Below are 21,735 nucleotides of genomic sequence, written 5' to 3'. Positions count from 1 at the left end.
TCGTTACAAAAGATTTATATATCAGATTTTTTGATTCTGTAATCCTGACTATGAATAAAAAGCAATATTTGGCAAAAAGGCTACTGTCACTTCGTGACCAGTAACACGCTTTGCGATGCGCAGAAATCATGCATTCGCATGATTTCGTGCTGAGATTCCCGGACTTCCTGTGAACTTTGTTCACAAAAAACACCTTGCGGAACGTTACCATTGAACCGTAAAGTAAAAAGCGCAAATAATATAAATAATTACAAAAAAGGTTGCATTTTTGTGATAAATAGTGCAATATTATTATATTGAACACTCGTGGGAAAGGCGGCACCTGTAATGGTTAAAGGGCTGTGCAGGAAATTTAATGCATTGTTGAGGAAAGAAGCAGTTCATGAGAATGAGCCTCAGCGTATATTGTTCCTTCTCAGAATTATATTGTTGATTCTGGGACTTTATTTTCTGATCATTCCGTTAGTATTCTGCATTGTGGGACCGAAGACAGAGGTCTGGACAGGATATATTTTCGCAGCAATGTCGGTTGCTGCTTTTTATGCAACATACCGGTTGAAGGTACACACCAGTGTGCTTGTCTGCAGTGGTCTGCAGCTGGCATGGGTGATTGTGTTTGTTATTCTCTATGGATGGGACTGCGGTATTCAGCATCTGATGTTTGAGATGCTGGTACTGGTATATTTTGCTGTCTACAATTCTCTTGTGTATAAGATCAGCTATACAGTAGTTCTGTTTGCAGTACGATTCAGTCTGTTTTTGTACTGCAGGGTAAATATTTCTGTTTTTGCCCTGACAGAAACGGCTACAGTTGTATTACAGATCATAAATACCATTGTGACGTTTGTGCTTATGGCTGTAGCGTGCAGTATGTTCAGCTCCAATGTGGAATCTGCGGAGAAGAAGCTGGTGTTGTATAATGAGCAGCTGAAGAAACAGGCAGGGACCGATCCGCTGACAGGTTTGTGGAACCGCCGTCAGATGATGCAGTATATTACGGAGAAGCACAGGAAAGAGCCTGCTATGGCGTTTACCATTGGTATGGGCGATATTGATTTCTTTAAGAGGATCAATGACCACTGGGGACATGACTGCGGAGATGCGGTACTGGTATGGATCACACAGCATATGAGCCGGGAATTGGGTGAGCATGCCAAATTGTGCCGCTGGGGAGGCGAAGAATTCATCTTCTTTTTCCCGGACATGAACGGAGACGAAGTATGCCTTATGCTCAACACTCTTCGCATGAAGCTGGACAATGATCAGTTTGACTGGAGGGGAGAATGGATTCCGGTTACCATGACGTTTGGAGTGGAAGAGAATGATTTCAAGTCCAATATAGACACCTTGCTGAAAAATGTGGATGCGAAACTTTATATGGGCAAAGAACAGGGAAGAGACCGGGTGATCTATTAAACTCACCGGGTCTTTTGTCGAATTAACAACAGTAATAAGCAGGAGAATAAAACTTGTATGTATACAGTTGAAGAAATAAAAAATAAAGTAAAAACAGGAACCTGGACAAAAGAGGATGTGGCACGCTGTGTGGAGGAGCTGAAGCAGATATCGGATTTTACTGTTTATACAGAAGAAATCTATTATATAAGTTATGGGATTTTTGCCTATAATTTTCGGGAATATGCTTATCCTCTGATCGAAATCTGCCGGGAGGCCGGAGTTCACATGGAGCGTTCCAAGGAGAAATCCAGACTTTATCTTGCCCTGGTAAGACTTTATTTCTGCCTTGGTTTTCCCCCGAAGATTGTGGAATATGGCCTGAAATATGCCAATTCCGGATTTACCTTAAGATCCCCTCTGAAATCCGTTTATAACACTATCGTAGCCGCTTTTTCAGACTGTGGGCTGTTTTTGGAGGCAGATTTTTATCTGGAGAAAATGCTGGATATTTCCAGACTGGATCCCTGTGACAGCAGTGTGGATTTCTGGAATTCGGATACTTTAAATGAGCTGGTCTATTATGACAGCAAGGTTTACGTGAAGCTGGGCATGGGAGATGTTGCAGGCGCGGAGCAGGCGGCAGTGGATATGCAGGCGATTCTTACAGAACGGGAGATTCCTGAAGATGGCAGAGCCTTTTTCCTGCTTCAGAAGGAATTTACGGACTTGTATCTTCGCCTTTACCAGCAAAAAGACAAGGCGGTCATTGCGGAAGAATTTAACAGCTATATGAAGAAAATGGAAGCCGGGGAGGGTGCCAGGGATACCTTAAGCTTCTGCGTCTGCTATTTCGGAGAGTTCCTTCAGGTAATGGCGGAGGAAGAACGCTGGGACGACATTATACGTATTGGAAACTACATTAAAAATGCCCGGAATTTCAGCGGAAGCTTCTGCCCGGTTTACAAGCTTATGCGCACTGCTGCATGCAGAAGTGACCGGGAAGAGCTTCGGAGACAGATACCGGAATTCGAGAGAATGTATCTGGAGGCTCTGGAGAAGGAGAAGGAGAATTACGACCAGATGGTACGTCTCCTTACCAGGGAGGAGCTTCGGATTGAACGCCTGAAAGAGTCCATGGAGAAGGACGCCCTTACCGGATGTCTGAACCGTGCGGCTTTTGACCGCAACAGCAAGCGCTTTATGAAGAATCATAAGAAGGGCAGCCTTGTATTTATCGACCTGGATTATCTGAAGCTGATCAATGACTGTTATGGTCATGAAAACGGAGACCGTTACCTGGTGTGCTTTGCAGAGAATATGAAGTGTGCTATGGACAGGCAGGATCTTCTGTACCGGTATGCAGGAGATGAGTTCCTTATTTTGTCTGCACTGGAGCCGGAGCAGATCCAGGAACGGTTAAACGAAATTCTGGAAAAGAGCCCGATCCATTTTGATATTAACGGAGAAAGCCGCAACATCAGCTTTTCCTATGGCGTTGTGGCATTTGAGGAAAAAAAGGGAAAAATCGCAGATCTGGTGAAGGAAGCGGATCAAAGAATGTATCAGTGCAAGAGCCGGAATCATGAGCGTATTTCCAAAAGAGGTGCGGCGGAATGATCACGCGGGAAAATATTATTCATTTTTACACCAAATACAAAGAAAATCTGAAGACGGAAGATCAGATTCAGGAGAATCTGCTGAAGGCAGAAGACCAGGAGGCGTGGATCGAAAATCTGAAGAACAAATCCAGAATGATGCGCAGGCTTTACATTGAGAATGAGGTACTTCTGAATCTGTATATCCGCCCCTTCCTTGACGGGGAGGCGAGCCTGAACGAGGAACTGGCGAGAGAATTTCTACATCAGATCCGCATGGCTGATGATGAGGGTTATGAGGATAACCTTGCCATGTTGGAAATTCTGGAGCTTCTGGATGGATATTTTCAGAAAAGTGATGATCTGGATTCTTATATCTGGACCCTGAACCTTCTGGGAAATTTTTACAACCGTTCTTTCAGTGATGAAGATGGAAAGAAAGGAGCCATGTATTTTGACAGACTGCGGGCACTTTCTTCCAGATATTTTGAGATTGAGGATTTTGACGTAAGGAAGCGAATCCTTTTTTCTTATTATAATTTTCCGGTAGTGTTGATGAACTTTAATTTTGACACGTCCAGGAAGCTTTTGCAGTACATTGATGAGGCACTGGAATTTTATAATGATGAGAAAGTTCGGGAATTAGACGAAGAGCGGTTTGATTTTGATGAACTGATCGAAGAACTGAATTATGATCTTCTTGGAAATTCAGTCCTGAGATTTACCGTGAGGGAGATTGATCCGGAGCTTCTTTCCAGAGCATCCCGGGTTCTGGAAGAATATTATCAGCGTGAGCTTGAGAAGAATCCGGAGCCCTACGAAATGCTGGATGAAATATACTGTAATTATAAGTCCTGTCTGTTCTATCAGGGTAAGATAACCTGCACAGAGCTTCTGGAGGATTACCGGAAATTCTGTGAACACAGTATGGAGCATGACGATCTGGACAGCCAGGAGGGAGTGCCTTTTTCTGACAGCCGCTATTTTCAGGTTGCGATCAACCATCTGCCGACGATTTTGGAATTGTTGGAGAAATATGCGGATGAATATCACGGAGCACCAGATCTCCGTGATTTTTGTGTATCCAATTATGTGCATGCTATTCGCAGGCTGTCCAGGACAGAAAACGATACCTTTGTGAATGATGTAGTATGGCGTTCTCTCAGGGATGTGTTGAAATATATTACCGGAGATGAAATAAACACCCTGGTTCTTATGCAGATCATGGTAAGCCGGGATGAAGGCACTGCCATGCACAGTGCAATGGTGGAGCAGATTGCCAGGCGAATTCTGAATGTAGTGATGAAAAAGCGGCCGGAGCTTCTGATTGGAACATTTGGTTATGAGAATGTGGTGGAAGTGCTGGAAAATCAGGAGACGATTCTGGACTATGTTTCCCAGTCTGCACAGCTTCTGGATATTGGAATGATCAGACTTGCATCTATTGTGAACAAGCAGTCACGGCAGCTGACACAAAGGGAAAAGAATGGTATTCTCAGCCATCCCTGTGAAGGGGCTAAATTCGTCGAGGAGATTCCGGCTCTTCGCAAATATCGGGATGCTGTTCTGGGACATCACAAATCCTGGGATGGGAAAATAGGATATCCGGCAGATTTTGACAATACCAGGTCAAATGTGCGTTTCCTTATTGAAATACTGCATATCAGCGATTGTCTGGATGCAGCCACTGACTTTTTGGGACGAAGCTATAAGAATGCCAAGAAGCTGGAACAGGTAGCGGAGGAGTTTTCCTGGGGAAAGGGTTCTGTTTATTGTCCGGAGCTGGTGGAGCTTCTGGAAGAGGATAAAGAACTGCAGGCAGATCTCAGATATCTGCTGGGAGCGGGACGCATCCGTACTTGTTATTCGATATATGGCAAGGCAGTAGATCAAAATGAAATAGAAGAAAGCAGGTTGTTCACAGATATTGAAAACTGGGAAGCCAGCAGCCGGAAGCAAAGTGATGAAGAGGGGGATACGATTCTCGATTTCCTTCACAAAAGCGGAAACGAGAGCCGTCAGCTTCTTGGAGCACTGGCAAGGAATTCTCTGATCATTTTGTATGTGGATATGATGTCCGGCGAATATAAGGTATACTACCGCGGAAACCAGAGACTTCTGGATAAAAAGATTCCGGACGGTTATTACGGAGACTTCCTGAAAAAATATCTGGCGCCAAACTGCGAACCGGGTGATTGGGAAAAAGTACGACTGAAAATCAGACTGTCAGAGCTTTCCCATATATTTCTGGAGCAGGAGGGCAGCTATGAGTGTGAAGCCCGGATCCGGGCAAAAGATGCTTACCGCTGGGTGCGGTTCCAGTTTATCTGCCTGGACGAGGAAAATGTTATGCCAGGCATGATGACTCTGATCGCAACAGACGTTCAGGAAAGCCACAGCAGAAATGAACAGCTGATGAACAGTCTGAAGGAGGCATATCAGTCTGCAGAAGAGGCAAACAAGGCAAAAAGCGTTTTTCTCAGCAGTATGTCCCATGACATCCGCACTCCTATGAATGGAATCCTTGGTATGACCCAGATCGCCATGAACCATCTGAACGATCCGGCACGTATTCTGGATTGTCTTCAGAAGATTGACGATTCTTCCAGACACCTTCTTGAGCTGATCAATGAGGTTCTGGATATGTCGAAAATTGAGAGTGGAGATACGACGTTTCATGAGGAACCACTGTACCTGAGCAAAACCATGAAAATTGTGGATGGAGTATGCCGTCAGGCAGCTGTTGACAAACACCAGATTTTTGATCTGGATATAGAAGAAATCCGGGACGATCATGTGCTGGCAGATCCGGTAAGACTCAGGCGGGTTTTGATCAATCTGATTTCCAATGGAGTGAAGTACACGCCTGAGCATGGATGTGTGCAGGTAAAGGTTACCCAGGGCAATAGCTTTGCAGAGGGAAAAGCAAGCTATTCTTTTGTGGTGAAGGACAACGGAATCGGAATGTCGGAAGAATTTCAGAAGAAGCTGTTTGAGCCTTTTTCACGCGAAGATAACAGTATGACAAATGCTACCCAGGGAACAGGACTGGGACTTTCTATTGCCAAGTCTATCATTGCGCAGATGGGTGGAAGTATTGAGGTAAAGAGCATTCAGGGAGAAGGTACGACTTTTTTTGTGCGGCTGGACCTGAAGCTTGTGGAAGAAGAGAAGGAGGCTGATCAGGCCTTACTGGCAGCAGAGGCTGGTGAAGAGAAGGAAAAGGATCCGGGCTTTTTGAAGGGACGCAGGATCATGCTGGTGGAGGACAATGAGCTGAACCGGGAGATTGCGTACGAGCTTTTGTCCGAATCCGGTCTGATCGTGGATGTGGCAGAGAATGGGCAGGAGGCGATCAAGCTTCTTGGAATCAGGCCGGAGAATTATTATGAACTGATCTTCATGGATATTCAGATGCCGGTGATGAATGGGTATGAGGCCACGGCAAATATCCGTGCAGGAGAGAGTGACTACTGGAAAACTATTCCGGTGATCGCCATGACCGCAAATGTGTTCCAGGAGGATGAGAGCCGGGCGGCAGAGTGTGGAATGAGTGATTATGTGACTAAGCCAATTGACATGAATGTGATTTATTCTGTCCTTGAAAAATGGCTTCGAGGACAGAAAGGATGATGTGAGCCAGTACCTGCCAGAGCTTTTTATATACTCTGGCGGCAGACCGGAAGGGGCTTCCGGTGGTGCTGGCATATGGATGAGGGAGCGATAGAGTTGAGTAAGAATAAGTACGAAATAGATATGTGTAACGGAACCATTATGGACAAGCTGGTTTCTTTTGCCATTCCGCTGATGGTTTCCGGAATTCTGCAGCTGATGTTCAATGCTGTGGATATTATTGTGGTGGGACGGTTTTCCGGCAGCCAGGCCCTGGCAGCAGTTGGATCTACTACCGCTTTGATCAATGTGTTTACCAATCTTTTTATTGGTGTTTCACTGGGAGCTAATGTACTGGCTGCCAGGTTCTATGCGGCAGGTAAGGCGAAGGAGATGTCGGAAACGGTACATACGTCTGTTACACTGGCTTTGGTCAGTGGTGTGGCGATGGCTGCTGTAGGACTTGTTTTTTCAAGATGGGCACTGGAGATTATGGGAACCCCTGCTGATGTTATTGACCAGTCCACCCTGTATATGAGGATTTATTTCCTGGGAATGCCGTTTTTTATGCTTTATAACTATGGCGCAGCTATTCTGCGTGCGGTAGGGGATACCAGACGTCCGCTGCTGTTCCTGGTTGTGGCTGGTGTGACCAACGCGGTGCTGAATATGATTCTGGTGATCGTGTTTCATCTGGGTGTTGCAGGTGTTGCCATTGCGACCATTATTTCCCAGCTGATTTCCTGTATTCTGGTTCTTAGATGTCTGTATATGACGGACAGCAGTTATCAGCTTCGGTTTTCCAGATTGTGTATGAAGAAATTTTATCTGGTACAGATTTTTCAGGTGGGAATACCGGCAGGAGTGCAGAGTACGGTTATTAACATTTCCAATGCGCTTTTGCAGTCTTCTGTAAATTCCTTTGGTTCCACTGCCATGGCTGGTTATACGGCGGCGAATAATATTCTGGGATTTTTATATGCGTCTGTAAATGCGGTCACTCAGGCCTGTATGAGCTTTACCAGCCAGAATTATGGCGTTGGGAAATATAAACGTATGGACAGAGTGCTGCTGGACTGCGGAATCCTGTCTTTTGTGATTGCCCTTGTGCTGGGATGCGGCTCTTACATGTGTGGCGGTGAGATCCTGAAGGTTTACACAGAGGATCCGGAGGTTATCCGATGCGGTGTGGAGATTCTTTCCATCACCACAGTGCCTTATTTCTTATGTGGAATCATGGATCTTTTTCCTGGCGCTCTCCGGGGAATGGGACATTCCGGTGTGCCTATGATCCTTTCTATTATCGGTACGGTTGGTACTAGAATTGTGTGGATCTTCTGGATATTCCCACAGCACAGAAGCCTGTACACCTTGTTTATTTCCTATCCGGCATCCTGGTTCATTACCATTGTGCTGCAGGTGATCTGCTTTGTGTTTGTGAGACAGACGGTGCATGGACAGCTGAAAGGTACCGGGAAAGCGGCGTGATGGAAAGAAAGAAGAGAAATGTTATAATATGTTTCTGAAACGGGTAAGAGCCAGGGAAAGCGAAACGCTTCCCTGGCTCGTTTTTAGCTTCCGTTCCCTCTGAGCTTCACGAAAGATAATAATGGAAAATGACATAATTGGGTAAGTGTGAATGATTTAATAATTCGGCTGGGCTAACTTCCTCCCATTAAAGTTAGTGCAGGCGATTATTTGTGTGGGCATTTGGCGTAAGTTGTTGTGCTTACGTAGTCCATGATGACAAGATGATTGCATTTTTGACAAATTTTTGCAGTATAGCGTTTTACTTCACAACCACCATTACTTTTGGGATAATGTCTATCCGCGTATCCCTCTTTAAAATCATGTGTGCATATAAGGGCACGTGTTTCTAAATCGGAAGAAGTAACTGGAACTGAAAAATGATCTTCTGTTTCAAAATATATATCTGAGTTTGAAAACTGAGAATCTAAAGTGTTCACTTCTTCAAAAGAAATAGAGGATTCAGTAATTGGAGAAAATACTGGTGCTTCCGTTGTCTGCATCGGCGCATACCCAAACACCGTAGTCCCGCTCAAAAATACAGATGCCAATATCGCAGCAGCAGTACCAATTTTACTGGCTTTCTTATTCTTCATCATAATAAATTCCACTCTCCTTTTCATCGTATGTTTGGCCCCCAATAAGTTGTTTTTCCAGACTACAGGAACCTGTCTGTTTCTTGCGGAAAGAGTTACGAGAGCAATTGCGTAGGCTTTTTTCTCCTCCGTGGTGAAACCTTCGGTGGCGGCTTGATCTGCAATGTTTTCGGAAAAGCTGGTGTAAAGCAGAAGCGTAAGCAATGTTAACGGGTTATAAAAATGAAGGCAAATGGCTAACAGGCAGAGCAGCTTTACAGCTGAGTCATGACGGCGCAGGTGTGAATATTCATGCCGCATAATCATTTCTGACAATCTGGAATCCTCAAGGCTCTCCGGCGCGACAATGAAAGGCTTCAGGAAACCTATAGTATAGGGAGAACCAATAAGGGGAGAAATACGGTATTCTACATCCCCGATTCCAGGTAAGAAACAAGTTCTTTTCTCAGTAATCTTTTTCAGCTTTCGCGTGAGCCGGTGATACTTTATGATTTCGTAAACACTGAAGCCTGAGATTAAAAATAGCCAGCATAATCCAATCATAAGAATCCAGTCGGACATCCATAATGAAATTCCGTGATAAGAAATTGCTCCTTTGTCGTCAAAATTGATGTAATAAGAGATGTTTGCAAGAGCGTCTGTTCTTATCAAAACATCTGTTGGCATCAGATATTTAACCACCTGAAACGGTATCAAATACCCCGCCAGACTCAGAAACACCAGGTTCCGGCCAAGCCGGTATGAAAATTTTTTCCTTTGGAGAAGCAATAGCAGGAGACAGATGATCAGTGGCACTGTTCCTGCTATGCTCATACAGATTAAAAGCATGCAAGTCCCTCACTTAAAATTTGTCAATAAAATCCAGCAAGTCCTTCTGATCTTCTTCGCTGAGATCGGAATCTTCGGCAAAGGCACAGAACAGACAGGTAAGTGAATTTTTAAAGCTCTGGAAATCAGAATCTCCAGAATCCCTGCAGCTGGTCTGGCGATTTTTTATCAGCTCCTTCATCGCATTCCGGAACAACAGGTTCTTCTTATCAAGCTTTCGTCTAAGCTGCAAACAGTGTACGAAGAGACCTAAGGTTACCAGAGGAAGGCTAAAGGATAACAGAATTGCTTTCGCCAGGTAAAAGGCAGCAGCCGGCTGATCCAAATTCGGAATTCCGTTCATCATGCAGATCAGCAGCGAGCATCCGGTGACGATCACAAAGAGAACGCCGGATAAGGTTAAAATTATTTTTTTCATTGAGTACCTCCTCATTCTACGTAGAGCGGGAATTCAGAAATAATTTTGTTTTCTGCTCCCTTCACTATATATACGAAAACCAGAGAAAGAAATAACACGAAATCTGAAAAAATTTTTGGAAATTTTTCAGATAAGATAAATTTATGGTATACTTACAGAGAGATTGAGAAAAATTACAGGTCTGATATCATATCAGATATTGAAAAGACACTTCCTGACAGTGTGTAAAAATCAACGCTTCGTTAGGAAACTGTCAAATAATCATAGAAGGAGAACAATTATGCCCAAATTTCTGATCATCGACGGCTCCTCCATGCTGTCCACATCCTATTACGGAAATCTTCCCAAATCTATCCTTTTCGCAAAGACAGACGAGGAAAAAGAGAGACACTATCCGGAAATCCTGCACACCTCCGATGGAAAATACACAAATGCCATGTTCACCATGCTTCGCACCCTTCTGGCTGTCTATAAGAAGGTAAAGCCGGAATACGTGGCATTTACCTTTGACATGACAAGAGATACTTTCCGCCGCACCCAGCTTGGCGCCGATTTTTACAAAGCCAATCGCAAGGAGACTGCCCAGCCATTAAAAGAACAGTTTATCCAGATGGAAGAGCTTCTGAAAGCAATCGGCTGTCCGGTATTTATGAGCCAGGACTATGAGGCTGACGATTATGCGGCATCTCTTGTGGAGAAATTCCAGGGCCCGGATCTGCAGACTTATGTGCTTACCAAGGATCACGATTATTTTCAGCTGGTAAGCGAATATACCCGCATGTGGCGTGTTGTTACGAAGGATAAGCTGGAGAATTTAAAGGATGCATATGGCCTGTTTGGAAAAGAGGCTTACGAGGAACTCCCTTCTAATGTATTTGAATATACACCGGAAATTGTCTGTTCTGAGGAAGGGGTATATCCGGAACAGATTCCTGTGCTTCTGGCGATCACTGGAGATCCAGGCGATGGAATTCCAGGCTGTAAGGGCGTTTCCTCAGCAGCAGCGCCGCTTGTAGCAGAATATAAAACCCTGGACGCGATCTATGAAGCAATTGAGGACTGCGAAGACGTGGCAAAGAAAGAAAAGGAACTGAATACTTTCTGGAAAGAAAACCTTGGAATAGGCAGAAGCCCTCTGAAAGCACTGAAAACAAATAAAGAGATGGTATACTTAAGCGAACAGCTGGCAACTATGAAACATGACATTGAGATAAAAGAAAGCCTGGAAGATATGCGGCTTCATATTAATGCAGAAGAACTGATCAGACAGTTAAAGCGCTACGAAATGAACAGTATTTTGACGGAATATGAAAAAACACTAAAATTGTCAAAATATAAAGAAAACACTTAATTGTCAGAAAAAAGAGAAAATATCAGAAAAAATACAAATGGGTGTGGGTAATGTGTGCTTATTTGCACAAAATACATAAATTATTCACAAAACACTTGCCTAAAACGGAGTAATACGCTATAATTTCCCCATACTACTTATTGATCAATTTCAATAAATTTAATTCATGGAGGGAAATGTATGAAGAAAGATTTGAAAACACTCAATAAGTCTGTTGCCATTGCAATTGCAGCGGCAATGACCGCAACTTCCGCACCGACACCACTTCTGGCGTCAGATTTTACAGATGGAGGAGATTTCGTATCTGAGTCTCCGGCAGCGGAAGCGGACACCACAGAGGAAGCTGCTGTAGAGGCAGATGGCTTCGGAGATGAAGCCGCAGTGGCAGCTGTTACAGAGGATGGCTTCGGTGACAGTGAGGCAGTTGCAGACGCAGAAGAGAGCGGAAGCACCGACGAGGTTGCTGCTTTTGATGCAGAGGCACCTGGCAAGATCGGACATGTTGCATTTGATGAGGAGGATAAGAATGTTCTTACCTGGTATGCAGACCAGAAGGCAGATGAATACCAGATCCGTGTAACAGACGGAGAGTACACTTACCGCTACTATTATAATGCAAGCGAGCCAGAGACCGGTTATCCGTCCATAGTCAACTTAAGCTATAGTCTTACAAATCTTACCATGCAGCCGTTCAAGGTTGACGCAGAAGGAAACCTTGTATACAAACCAGATGGTAAAAACGGATATATTGCAGGTCTTGAGAATGGCAAGACATACAAGGTTTCCGTTCGCGCCGTAAACCGTAACAGCGCAGATGGAACTGTTGCATATGGTGAATGGTCTGACGCTGTAGATTATACCTACGCAAAGAAGGTCGCTGAGCCGAAGAGTGTGACAATTTATGCAGCTGAAAGAAAGAATCAGATTCAGGTATCCGGCGAGAACCAGAACCTCGAGGTTTCCATTAAGGATGAAGCTGGAAATGAATATTATTCTTATGCATACGGAGCAAAGGAACCCTCCTATGTAACTACTTCAGGTAACTGGCTCAATTTCTATGAGAATTACGGTTATCTGCTTAAAAAGAACGACACCACAGGTCTTTATGAAGTCGCTTCTGATGCAGACGGAAAATATATCGGTGCTTTCCAGAAAGGCAAGAAATATACCGTTAAAGTCCGTGCATATACAGGCTCCGGCGATGAGAAGAAGGTAGGCGACTGGTCCAATGAACTGGTTGTAGAAGCAGACGACAGCGGCAGTCTTGTACCAGAGAAGACCGGTAATTTCAAATACAACGATGAATATGAATATGTAAGCTGGAACCGTATCCAGAATACATATGTATCCCAGTACGAAGTTGAAGTAGATGGAAAAGTTGCCTTTACAACAGATTCCAATTATTCCTATCCAAACTTCTATTTAGGAAGAACCTACGGAGAGTTCAAATTTGAAAGAGGTAAAACCTATACCATCCGTGTCCGCGGAATTAATTACAGATATGAGAATGGTGCAAACAAGAAGCAGGAAGGTGAATGGTCTGACGCTTATACAGTAACTTATAAAGCTGTAGATACAAGCCTGAAGAAAATCTCCGGTGTAACAGCATCTTCTTATGTTCTCAGCTGGAATCCGGATAAGAATGCAGACAGCTATGAGATTAAGATTACAGACGAAGCTGGACGTGAGTACTTTGAGTCACTGGCATCCGATCGGAAGAGTGGCAGGTATACCAGAGTAAGCGGCACCAGATATTCCTTTGATGAGTCTGATTATAGAACTTATACAAGCGTAGACGGAGTTCTGGAACCTGTTATTTATCCGGCTACCGGTCAGCCTGTTTATGCATTTGAAGACGGAAAGACCTATAATCTTTCTGTTCGTGCCGTTAAGATCGGAGAGGATGGTAAGGAAGTATACGGAGACTGGTCCAATGCATTTGCATACAAAGTAACCGCTTCAGATGCAGGTACCAGTGAGAAGCCTGCAGCTGTTTCCGGTGTAAATGTAAACACAGAGGCTAGTGAGCCAACCTTGCGTTGGAACGCACTTGACAATGTAAACCGCTATGAAATCCTTGTAAAAGATTCTGCCGGCCGTGAATACGTGAGCTCAGCTTCTCTGAAGGATGACGGAACTGTTGATAAGACCTACTACAGCGTCGGACGCGGTAATTTCCCAAGTGTTTCCCTGTCAGAGCTTAAAGATGAAGATCTGTATACATATACAACAGATCCTAAGGTTTCATTTGACCGTGTAAGAGATGAGAATGGCGATCCGATCAAGGCAATGGCTCCTGGAGAATCCTATACTTTCCAGGTACGTGCAGTACGCACTTATACCGTTGATATAGACGGAAAGAAAGTCACAAAGACCGTAGAAGGCGACTGGTCAGCACCGTCCGCTGCATTTACAGTAGATGCTCTTCAGCCGATCACAGATCTTCAGTATGTGAAAGCTGACGACAATTACTATTATTTCACATACAGTGCAAAGGTTGATTTAGACAGCGTATGGTATCAGATCGCAACAGGCACAGAATTTACTACTGCAACTATGGTAAGTGACTGGAGCAGCTTCTATTATGATGGCTCAGCTGGTTCCGCGAAACTGAAGATCAGCAAAAACAACAGTAATCTGGAAGCAGGAAAAACCTATTATGTTCGTGCAGTGAGCAGTGCAGACAGACCGGAAGAGGAAGAGGTTGCAAAACTGAAACCTGCAGCAGTCTCCTTCACTACAGATGCAGAAAAGGCACCTAAGAATGTAACTGGCTTAGAGATGTATAAAGAATCTGAAAACAGCTTCGAATTCCGTTTTGATGCTGTTCTGGAAGATGGCGACTCTTATGAGCTCCAGTACACTGATAAGGCACAGCCTTCCGAAGAGGACTGGGTAACAGCTTCTTCCAGTGGTTACTATGATGAAGATGAAGATGAGTACTATGAGGATGATGATGCACTTACATTGAGAAAATCCTTATTAAAAGAAGGAGCAACCTATGTAAGAGTTGTCGCTTATGTAAAAGACAAGAGCGGAAACAAGAAATACGGTACTCCTTCCAATGTAGTAGCTGTCAATGTCTCCAAAGCCACTTCAGCGATCAGCAACCTGAAGCTGGTTGAGAAAACACCGGATGGTTATGTATTCTCCTATGACGGAACTGTAAGAAAAGAAGAAGATGTAGAATTCTGGTATTCCGAATCACCTGAATTTGTAAATGATTACAAGGTTACAGATTGTATTTCTGGTGAGAATAATAAGGCAACACTTTACTTTGAATCACTTACACCAGGCAAGACCTATTATGTGCGTGCCCGTGTAAAAAATGATAAGGCAGCTACACTTGCACAGAAATACAGTGCATACACAAATACAGCATCATTTAACGCTGGTATGCCGAATATATCTGTAACAAATGTTATCACAGCTAAGACCGTTACCTTAAAGATGAGCGCTGAAAGCGGATCAGAAAGCTGGCTTACCGGCTATCAGATCCAGAGAAAGAATGGCAAGAAATATAAAACAATTGCCAAAACTACAGACAGCGTTTATAAGAACACCAAACTGAAAGCAGATACTACCTATACTTACAGAGTAAGACCATATTATTATGATTCCGAAACAGGCAAGACCACTTATGGAGCATGGGCTTATAATAAGGTTACTACCTGGGGCGGTGCGCTGAAGCTGAAAGCAACACCTAAGAGCACAACTTCTGTAAAACTGTCCTGGACCAAGATCAAAGGTGCTAAGGGATATGAGATTTACAGATGTGAAGGATCTTCTATTGGAGATACTGTAGCAGCTGGCATGACCAACAATTTTGCTAAGTATAAACTGATCAAGACTACAAGTGCAAAGGCTTCCAGTTATACAGACAAGAAGCTTCAGAGCGGTATGGATTATTACTATCTTGTAAGAGCATACAAGACTGTAGGAAACAGCAAGTATTACATTGATGAAGGTGTATATGCAAATCTTAGCTTCGAGATGACTACCGTTAACAGAATTTCTTATGCAAACGGTAAGATGAAGTTAAGCTGGCAGCCGGTATATGCAGGAAAGGGTTATCTGGTTGAGAAGAGAAATGAAGAGACTGGTGCATGGGAAACCTATAAGACACTGAAAGCTTCCACATCTTCCATTACATTCCCGGCAGCAGATACGGAAACAACCTATCGTGTACGTGCATACAGAGGACAGGAATACAGCAATGAAATCAGAGCAACAGTTAATCCTGTTTTAGCAACTCCTGGCAATGTAAAAGCTGTTGCAAACAAAGCAGATGGAAGTATTACTGTAACATGGAATCCGGTAGCAGGTGCTGATTACTATCGTGTATACAGAACCACCTCTTCCTGGAACAGATATAACAAAGACAGCAATTCTTACAGCTATAGTTACGGTTCCAGTGCAACTGTCCCGAATTATGTTGCTGATTCCACAACAGTCAGCGGATACAAATTCGTTAGTGAACTGAAGGAAACGACTATTACAGATCGCGAGATCAAGTACACCTATAATGGTGCAACAAGCACAGAGTACAAAGGACCGAAAGCAGGAGTAAAATATTACTATTATGTAATTGCTTACAAGAATGGTAAGTCCTATGAGTACAAAGATTCTGCTGATGAAACATATACAAGTGGTGCAAGCAAATCTGCAAGTGCTATAGTTTCCACAGCAAAGATCGCGAAGCCAACCAGTCCAAAAGCGAAAGCAACAAAGGGCAAGATTACTGTCAGCTGGAAGAAAGTAACAGGAGCTACCGGATATCAGGTATACCGTTCCACTAAGAAAGGTTCCGGATACAAACTGGTAGGAACTATTACAAAAGGCTCCAAAGTGAAATATGTTGACAAGAGCTCCAAGAAAGCTGGAACCAAGTATTATTACAAAGTACGCGCCGTTGGAAACAACGAAGCAGGTGTTCCAATCTATTCTTCTTACAGCACACCAAAATATGCGAAAGCAAAATAAATAAAGTGTAATAAAATCCCCCTCCTGTTAGACAGGAGGGGGATTTTTGGTTACCCAGATGTAAAAACTTATGCAACTATTTGAATGCAGATATAAGAAAAGAAGACCCGTATCACAGGCCTTCTTTAATAAGCTTACCATCTTTTAAATGCAGAATTCGCTGATTGCTGCTCCCTCTGAACTGAAGGGAGAGGTTTTTCAATTCCTGAATAAACTCTCCGTCTACCAGAACGTCGATGCAGGAAAGCATCCGGTCTGTAAAAGGAGTGTAGATCTTACCTCCGGGAACCATATCTTTGTCAAAAAGATATCCACTGTAACACCAGATGGATTTATCCGGAAAGGTACGCCTGATCTCTTCCAGAAGCTCTGTCAGAACAGGCTGATTCTCTGGCTCGAATGGCTCGCCGCCGAGTAGGGAGAAGCCCTCTATATAAGACGGAGCAAGCAGCTCCAGGAGCTTATCCTGAGTCTCCCGGGTAAATGGCTTACCGTAGTTAAAATCCCACGTAGGTGCGTTAAAACAGCCCTTACAGTGGTGCCTGCAGCCAGATACGAACAGGCTTACACGCACGCCTGTGCCGTCTGCTATGTCGTAGGATTTAATGTTTCCGTAGTTCATAACTGATTCCTCTTTTCCTTCTGTGCTTGATAATCAAATGCACACATCTTGCAGAAAGCCTTTTTCAAACACGATTCAGGACTTTCATAGTAAAATACCATTATGCAAAAAAATCCGGACAGAAATCAAAATTATGAAATTCAGAAAACTGTCCGGAGTGTTATGTTCAGTGGTAACCTTATATAAGGTTCTGTAAACGTAGTTCACAGAAAACCCGGGAACCATTACTTATTACAGATGTAATACACGATCCTTGATCTCCTGGGTACGTCCCTGGTTCCAGAACTGGGTACCGATGTATCCGCAGGTTCTTCTGGCAACGCTCATCTTGTCCTGATTGCGGTTACCGCAGTTCGGGCATTCCCAGATCAGCTTGCCGTTCTCGTCTTCTTTGATCTGGATCTCTCCGTCATATCCGCAGACATCACAGAAATCACTCTTGGTATTCAGCTCTGCATACATGATGTTATCATAGATAAACTTCATAACAGAGAGAACTGCCGGAATATTCTGCTTCATATTCGGAACTTCCACGTAGCTGATGGCTCCTCCTGGAGAAAGCTTCTGGAATTCAGACTCGAATTTCAGCTTGGAGAATGCGTCGATCTCCTCAGTAACGTGAACGTGATAGCTGTTTGTAATATAATTCTTATCCGTAACTCCTGGAATGATGCCAAAACGCTTCTGGAGACATTTGGAAAACTTGTATGTGGTGGATTCCATCGGAGTGCCATATACAGAGTAGCTGATGTTCTCAGCTGCCTTCCACTGGGCACATTTGTCATTGAGGCGCTGCATAACCTTCAGCGCAAACGGACGAACCTCAGGGTCTGTATGAGGCTTTCCGTACATTCTCATGCACATCTCATGGAGACCTGCATATCCAAGTGAGATCGTAGAATAGCCGTCATAAAGAAGCTTGTCAATGGTCTCACCCTTCTTAAGCCGTGCAAGAGCACCATACTGCCACAGGATCGGGGCAACATCGGAAACTGTGCCAAGAAGACGCTCATGTCTGCAGCGGAGTGCTCTGTGGCAAAGCTCCAGGCGCTCCTCCAGAATCTCCCAGAACTTATCAAAATCGCCGTCTGAGGAGCAGGCTACATCTACAAGGTTAATGGTAACAACACCCTGGTTAAAACGACCGTAGAACTTGTAGGAACCGTCCGGGTTCTTCTGTTTCTCCTCAACGGTAAGGAAGGAACGGCATCCCATGCAGGTGTAAACATTGCCGTTTTTTAACTGGCGCATGATCTTGGCTGAGATGTAATCCGGAACCATACGCTTGGCAGTACATTTCGCTGCAAGCTCTGTGAGGTACCAATATTTGGAATCCTCGTGGATGTTATCCTCATCCAGCACATAGATCAGCTTCGGGAATGCAGGTGTGATCCACGCACCGCGCTCGTTCTTAACACCCTGCATACGCTGCTTCATAACTTCCTCGATGATCAGTGCAAGGTCATCACGGGTGCGTCCCTCCGGAACTTCATCAAGATACATGAAAATCGTTACAAATGGTGCCTGTCCGTTACAGGTCATAAGAGTGATCAGCTGGTACTGGATCGTCTGGATACCACTCTGGATCTCATCCTTCAGTCTGCGTTCCGATACCTTCTGGATGATCTCATCATCAAGAGGCTCACCGCAAGCCTTACGTTCCTCGATTACCTTGTTACGGATCTTCTGGCGGCTGATGTCTACAAAAGGAGCCAGATGGGCGAGAGAGAAGGACTGTCCGCCGTACTGATTGCTGGCTACCTGTGCGACGATCTGTGTGGTAACGTTACATGCGGTAAAGAAGCTGTGAGGCTTCTCAATCAGTGTCTGGCTGATAACCGTGCCGTTCTGGAGCATATCCTGCAGATTGATCAGGTCACAGTTATGCTCACGCTGTGCGTAGTAATCGGAATCATGGAAATGAATGATTCCCTCGTCGTGAGCCTTTACGATCTCCTCAGGAAGAAGAACACGCATGGTCAGGTCCTTGCTGACCTCGCCTGCCATGTAATCACGCTGGGTAGAGTTAATAGTAGGGTTCTTATTGGAGTTCTCCTGCTTGGCATTCTCATTAATCTGGTCAAGAAGAGCAAGGATGCTGTCGTCTGTGGTATTGGACTTGCGGGTAAGCTCTCTCTTGTAGCGATAGCGCACATACTTCTGTGCAACCTCATAACCGCGCATCTCCATAATGCCGGTCTCTACCATATCCTGAATATCTTCCACATTGACAGCGTGGGAGGATTCAAGGGCACGGGTGGCAATCATATCAGCAAGCGCTGTGATCTGGTAATGACTCAGCCTGTGAAGCTTAGAAACCTCCTCATTCGCTTTTTCAACGGCGTTGATGATCTTCGCCTTATCAAAAATAACTTCCACGCCATTTCGTTTAATGACGTTTGCATTGACCTCAGTACTCATTCTTTCAAATCCCTCCATATATTGTGCTTAAATCTTTGATTACATACTAGATGTTGTGCACTATCAATATTACAGTATTCTACAGAAAAGTCAAGGTCAAAACCATTGATTTTAAAAATCTGTGAAATGTGCTGAATTTTCGTCAGCAGGACAGAAGAATCATTCGGTGATCTCCGGTATAGAGTTCCTGAAATGTGCGGAATCATCGGGGTTATTCCGTATGTGAAATTTTACCGTACACAATAAAACAGTTACTGGATGACCAGTAACATGCTTTGTATGATTTCGCGCCGCAGCTGTGAACAATGTTCACAAAAACACCTGGCGGAATACTGCCTTCTGAATAGTTATGGGGCATGAACAAAGGGCTGCCCTGGGCAACCCTTTCTCGCGTCCGCATCTTCCTCTATTATACTTGGAAAAAAATAAAAATCAACCCTTGACACCACCAGAAGTGAGTCCTCCAACCAGATTTTTTTCGATTCCGACGAACAGAATCACAACTGGAACAATTGCATAGAGGGAAGCAGCAAACAGATACTGCCACTCGATCATATTGTAACCGTTGAAAATATTGATACCAACGGTGAGAGGCTTGAAGGTATCAGTGGAGATCAGTGTCAGTGCCACTGTATATTCGTTCCAGGCGTTGATAAATACGAAAATAAGCGCTGTAACGATACCAGGTGCAGCAACAGGCAGAAGGATCCTTAAAAGGGCATGTACGCGGTTACAGCCGTCAATAGTGGCAGCCTGCTCCATCTCAGGGGAGATGCTCAGGAAAGTACCGCGGAGCAGCCAGATAGCAAATGCCTGGTTAAATGCTGCGTTGATAAAGATCAGGCCGATAATGCTGTTGGTAAGATGGAACGCCATCATAACCTTGTAGATACCGATGAGAAGTACAACCGGTGCGAACATCTGGGAGACAATAACAAATCCCAGAAAAGCAGTCTGGCCTTTGAATTTCATTCTGGACAGGGCATAAGCAGCTGGGATACCGCAGACCATAGCCAGAAGAGTGGAGCCTCCTGCGATCACAATGGAGTTCATCATGTAATTGCTCATGGGAGCCAGCTTCCATACGTCTGTGAAGTTGGACCAGATGGCCTCAACAGGGAAAATAGTTCCATTCATGGAAAAGATTTCCGCGCGGCTTTTAAGAGCAGTACATACAGTTACAAAATATGGGTATAAAGTTATCAGACAGATGGCGATGATCACTACATAGAGCAATACACGTAAAACTGTGTTTCTGGTATTTTTTTTCTTAACTGAAGCATTGGTGTTTGCCATATTATTCGTCTCCTTTCTTCAGTACGGAAACCATGTACAGGCTGGCGCAGAAAAGAAGAATCAGGAAGCCGATAACAGATACGGCTGCTGCCTGTCCCTGTTTGCCGTTGTAGAAGGCCAGTTTGTACAGATAGGTAACCAGGGTGTCGGTACGGTTAGCAGGGTCACCCTTGGTTATGGTCCATATGATCGGAAAAGAGTTAAATACGTAGATAATGTTCAGGATGGTACTGATGGTAAGATTCGGACGTACCAGCGGGATGGTGATCTGGAACATTTTCTGCCAGTAACTGGCTCCGTCTACGGCTGCTGCCTCATAGTAGCTGGCATCAATACTCTGCAGACCGGAAAGTACGGTAAAGGTTACAAATGGAATGGTAACAAAAATACCGCAGGCAATTTCCCAGGCGAAATAAGCACCGGCAGTAGGAGTCCAGTTCACAGCGTGGTCAATAATGCCAAGCTTCATCAACAGTGTATTTAAGGTACCGTAATCTGTGTCGATGATGAATTTCCAGATACTTGCCTGAACGATCAGGGTTGTGGCCCATGGGAAAACAACAACGGCACGTGCAAGCTTACGGCCTTTAAATTCATTGTTGAGGAGGATCGCAAGGATAAATCCAAGGAGTGTGGAGATGCCGACTACGGCAACGGTCCACACAAGGGTGTTTTTCAGCACCATGGCAAAAACAGGGCTGCTTGTTACCTTGCGGAAATTTTCAAATCCGGCGAAGCCTTTGATCAGACCAGCTTTGCTGACGTCGCTTAAGGCCATACGGAATACAAAGATAATAGGAACCAGGATGAAAATTGCCATGAGAAGGACACTTGGCAGGATCCATACATATGGTTCCACTTTTTTGAATTTTTTCTTCACAGGGATACCTCTCTTTTTATAAAAATAGCGTTGACGCTGCGCAGACAAGCACAGAAAACGGCGTTTGTTACGCAGAAAAACAGAACCTTCTTGTGACAAATACAAGAAGCAGCGTTTGCTTCGCAAAAAGGTGGAACCTTCTTGTGCCTGGCACAAGAAGTAGCGTTTGCTTCGCAAACTTAAAAATGGACCGGACCCGTAAGTCCGG

At 44.3% G+C, this 21,735-nt stretch carries 12 protein-coding genes; 6 read left to right on the top strand and 6 right to left on the bottom strand.

The window, feature by feature from the left end:
- The first annotated feature begins 327 nt into the window (after positions 1 to 327).
- The 4 genes from AB5642_RS01405 to AB5642_RS01390 all read left to right on the top strand — a co-directional run bounded on the left by AB5642_RS01405 (position 328) and on the right by AB5642_RS01390 (position 8,093).
- Positions 328 to 1,416, top strand: coding sequence for a GGDEF domain-containing protein (locus tag AB5642_RS01405; protein ID WP_148462007.1), 1,089 nt, complete (start codon positions 328 to 330; stop codon positions 1,414 to 1,416).
- A 57-nt stretch (positions 1,417 to 1,473) separates the two neighbouring features.
- Positions 1,474 to 3,015, top strand: coding sequence for a GGDEF domain-containing protein (locus tag AB5642_RS01400; RefSeq protein ID WP_173771398.1), 1,542 nt, complete (start codon positions 1,474 to 1,476; stop codon positions 3,013 to 3,015).
- Complete coding sequence (locus tag AB5642_RS01395; RefSeq protein WP_173735577.1) at positions 3,012 to 6,626, top strand: ATP-binding protein; 3,615 nt, start codon at positions 3,012 to 3,014, stop codon at positions 6,624 to 6,626. Before AB5642_RS01400 ends, AB5642_RS01395 begins: the two co-directional genes overlap by 4 nt.
- Positions 6,627 to 6,722: 96 nt before the next feature.
- Entirely contained in the window at positions 6,723 to 8,093 is a 1,371-nt protein-coding gene (locus AB5642_RS01390) for an MATE family efflux transporter (RefSeq protein WP_330604850.1), read from the top strand.
- A 206-nt stretch (positions 8,094 to 8,299) separates the two neighbouring features.
- Here the strand turns inward: AB5642_RS01390 and AB5642_RS01385 are convergent, their stop codons facing one another.
- Together AB5642_RS01385 and AB5642_RS01380 are read right to left on the bottom strand one after the other, a co-directional pair.
- On the bottom strand, positions 8,300 to 9,541 hold the full coding sequence (locus AB5642_RS01385; protein WP_243249480.1) for a M56 family metallopeptidase: 1,242 nt from the start codon (positions 9,539 to 9,541) through the stop codon (positions 8,300 to 8,302).
- A gap of 28 nt (positions 9,542 to 9,569) precedes the next feature.
- Entirely contained in the window at positions 9,570 to 9,974 is a 405-nt protein-coding gene (locus AB5642_RS01380) for a hypothetical protein (protein WP_173715990.1), read from the bottom strand.
- 280 nt (positions 9,975 to 10,254) lie between these two features.
- Here AB5642_RS01380 and AB5642_RS01375 point away from each other — a divergent pair, with 280 nt between their 5' ends.
- On the top strand, positions 10,255 to 11,325 hold the full coding sequence (locus AB5642_RS01375; protein WP_195379719.1) for a 5'-3' exonuclease H3TH domain-containing protein: 1,071 nt from the start codon (positions 10,255 to 10,257) through the stop codon (positions 11,323 to 11,325).
- 180 nt (positions 11,326 to 11,505) lie between these two features.
- Positions 11,506 to 16,308, top strand: a complete 4,803-nt coding sequence (locus AB5642_RS01370) for a hypothetical protein (RefSeq protein WP_368371417.1) — start codon at positions 11,506 to 11,508, stop codon at positions 16,306 to 16,308.
- Between the two features lie 112 nt (positions 16,309 to 16,420).
- Here the strand turns inward: AB5642_RS01370 and nrdG are convergent, their stop codons facing one another.
- From nrdG to AB5642_RS01350, 4 genes are all read right to left on the bottom strand, one after another.
- Positions 16,421 to 16,930 (bottom strand): anaerobic ribonucleoside-triphosphate reductase activating protein, encoded by a 510-nt coding sequence (nrdG, locus tag AB5642_RS01365; RefSeq protein ID WP_148462015.1) that lies wholly within the window; start codon positions 16,928 to 16,930, stop codon positions 16,421 to 16,423.
- A 231-nt stretch (positions 16,931 to 17,161) separates the two neighbouring features.
- Positions 17,162 to 19,351 (bottom strand): anaerobic ribonucleoside-triphosphate reductase, encoded by a 2,190-nt coding sequence (gene nrdD / locus AB5642_RS01360; protein WP_118578071.1) that lies wholly within the window; start codon positions 19,349 to 19,351, stop codon positions 17,162 to 17,164.
- 432 nt (positions 19,352 to 19,783) lie between these two features.
- Positions 19,784 to 20,647: a carbohydrate ABC transporter permease gene (locus AB5642_RS01355; RefSeq protein WP_118578072.1), complete on the bottom strand. Its 864-nt coding sequence runs from the start codon at positions 20,645 to 20,647 to the stop codon at positions 19,784 to 19,786.
- A 1-nt stretch (position 20,648) separates the two neighbouring features.
- Positions 20,649 to 21,527, bottom strand: coding sequence for a sugar ABC transporter permease (locus AB5642_RS01350; protein ID WP_330602358.1), 879 nt, complete (start codon positions 21,525 to 21,527; stop codon positions 20,649 to 20,651).
- Positions 21,528 to 21,735: the final 208 nt, after the last annotated feature.

It is taken from the genome of Ruminococcus sp. 1001136sp1_2201st1_G3_2201SCRN_220225, from assembly GCF_040924365.1.
Taxonomy (GTDB): Bacteria; Bacillota; Clostridia; order Lachnospirales; family Lachnospiraceae; genus Blautia_A; species Blautia_A faecis.
The sequence above is the reverse complement of the archived record's forward strand: the minus strand, read 5'-3'. Positions and strand labels throughout refer to the sequence as shown.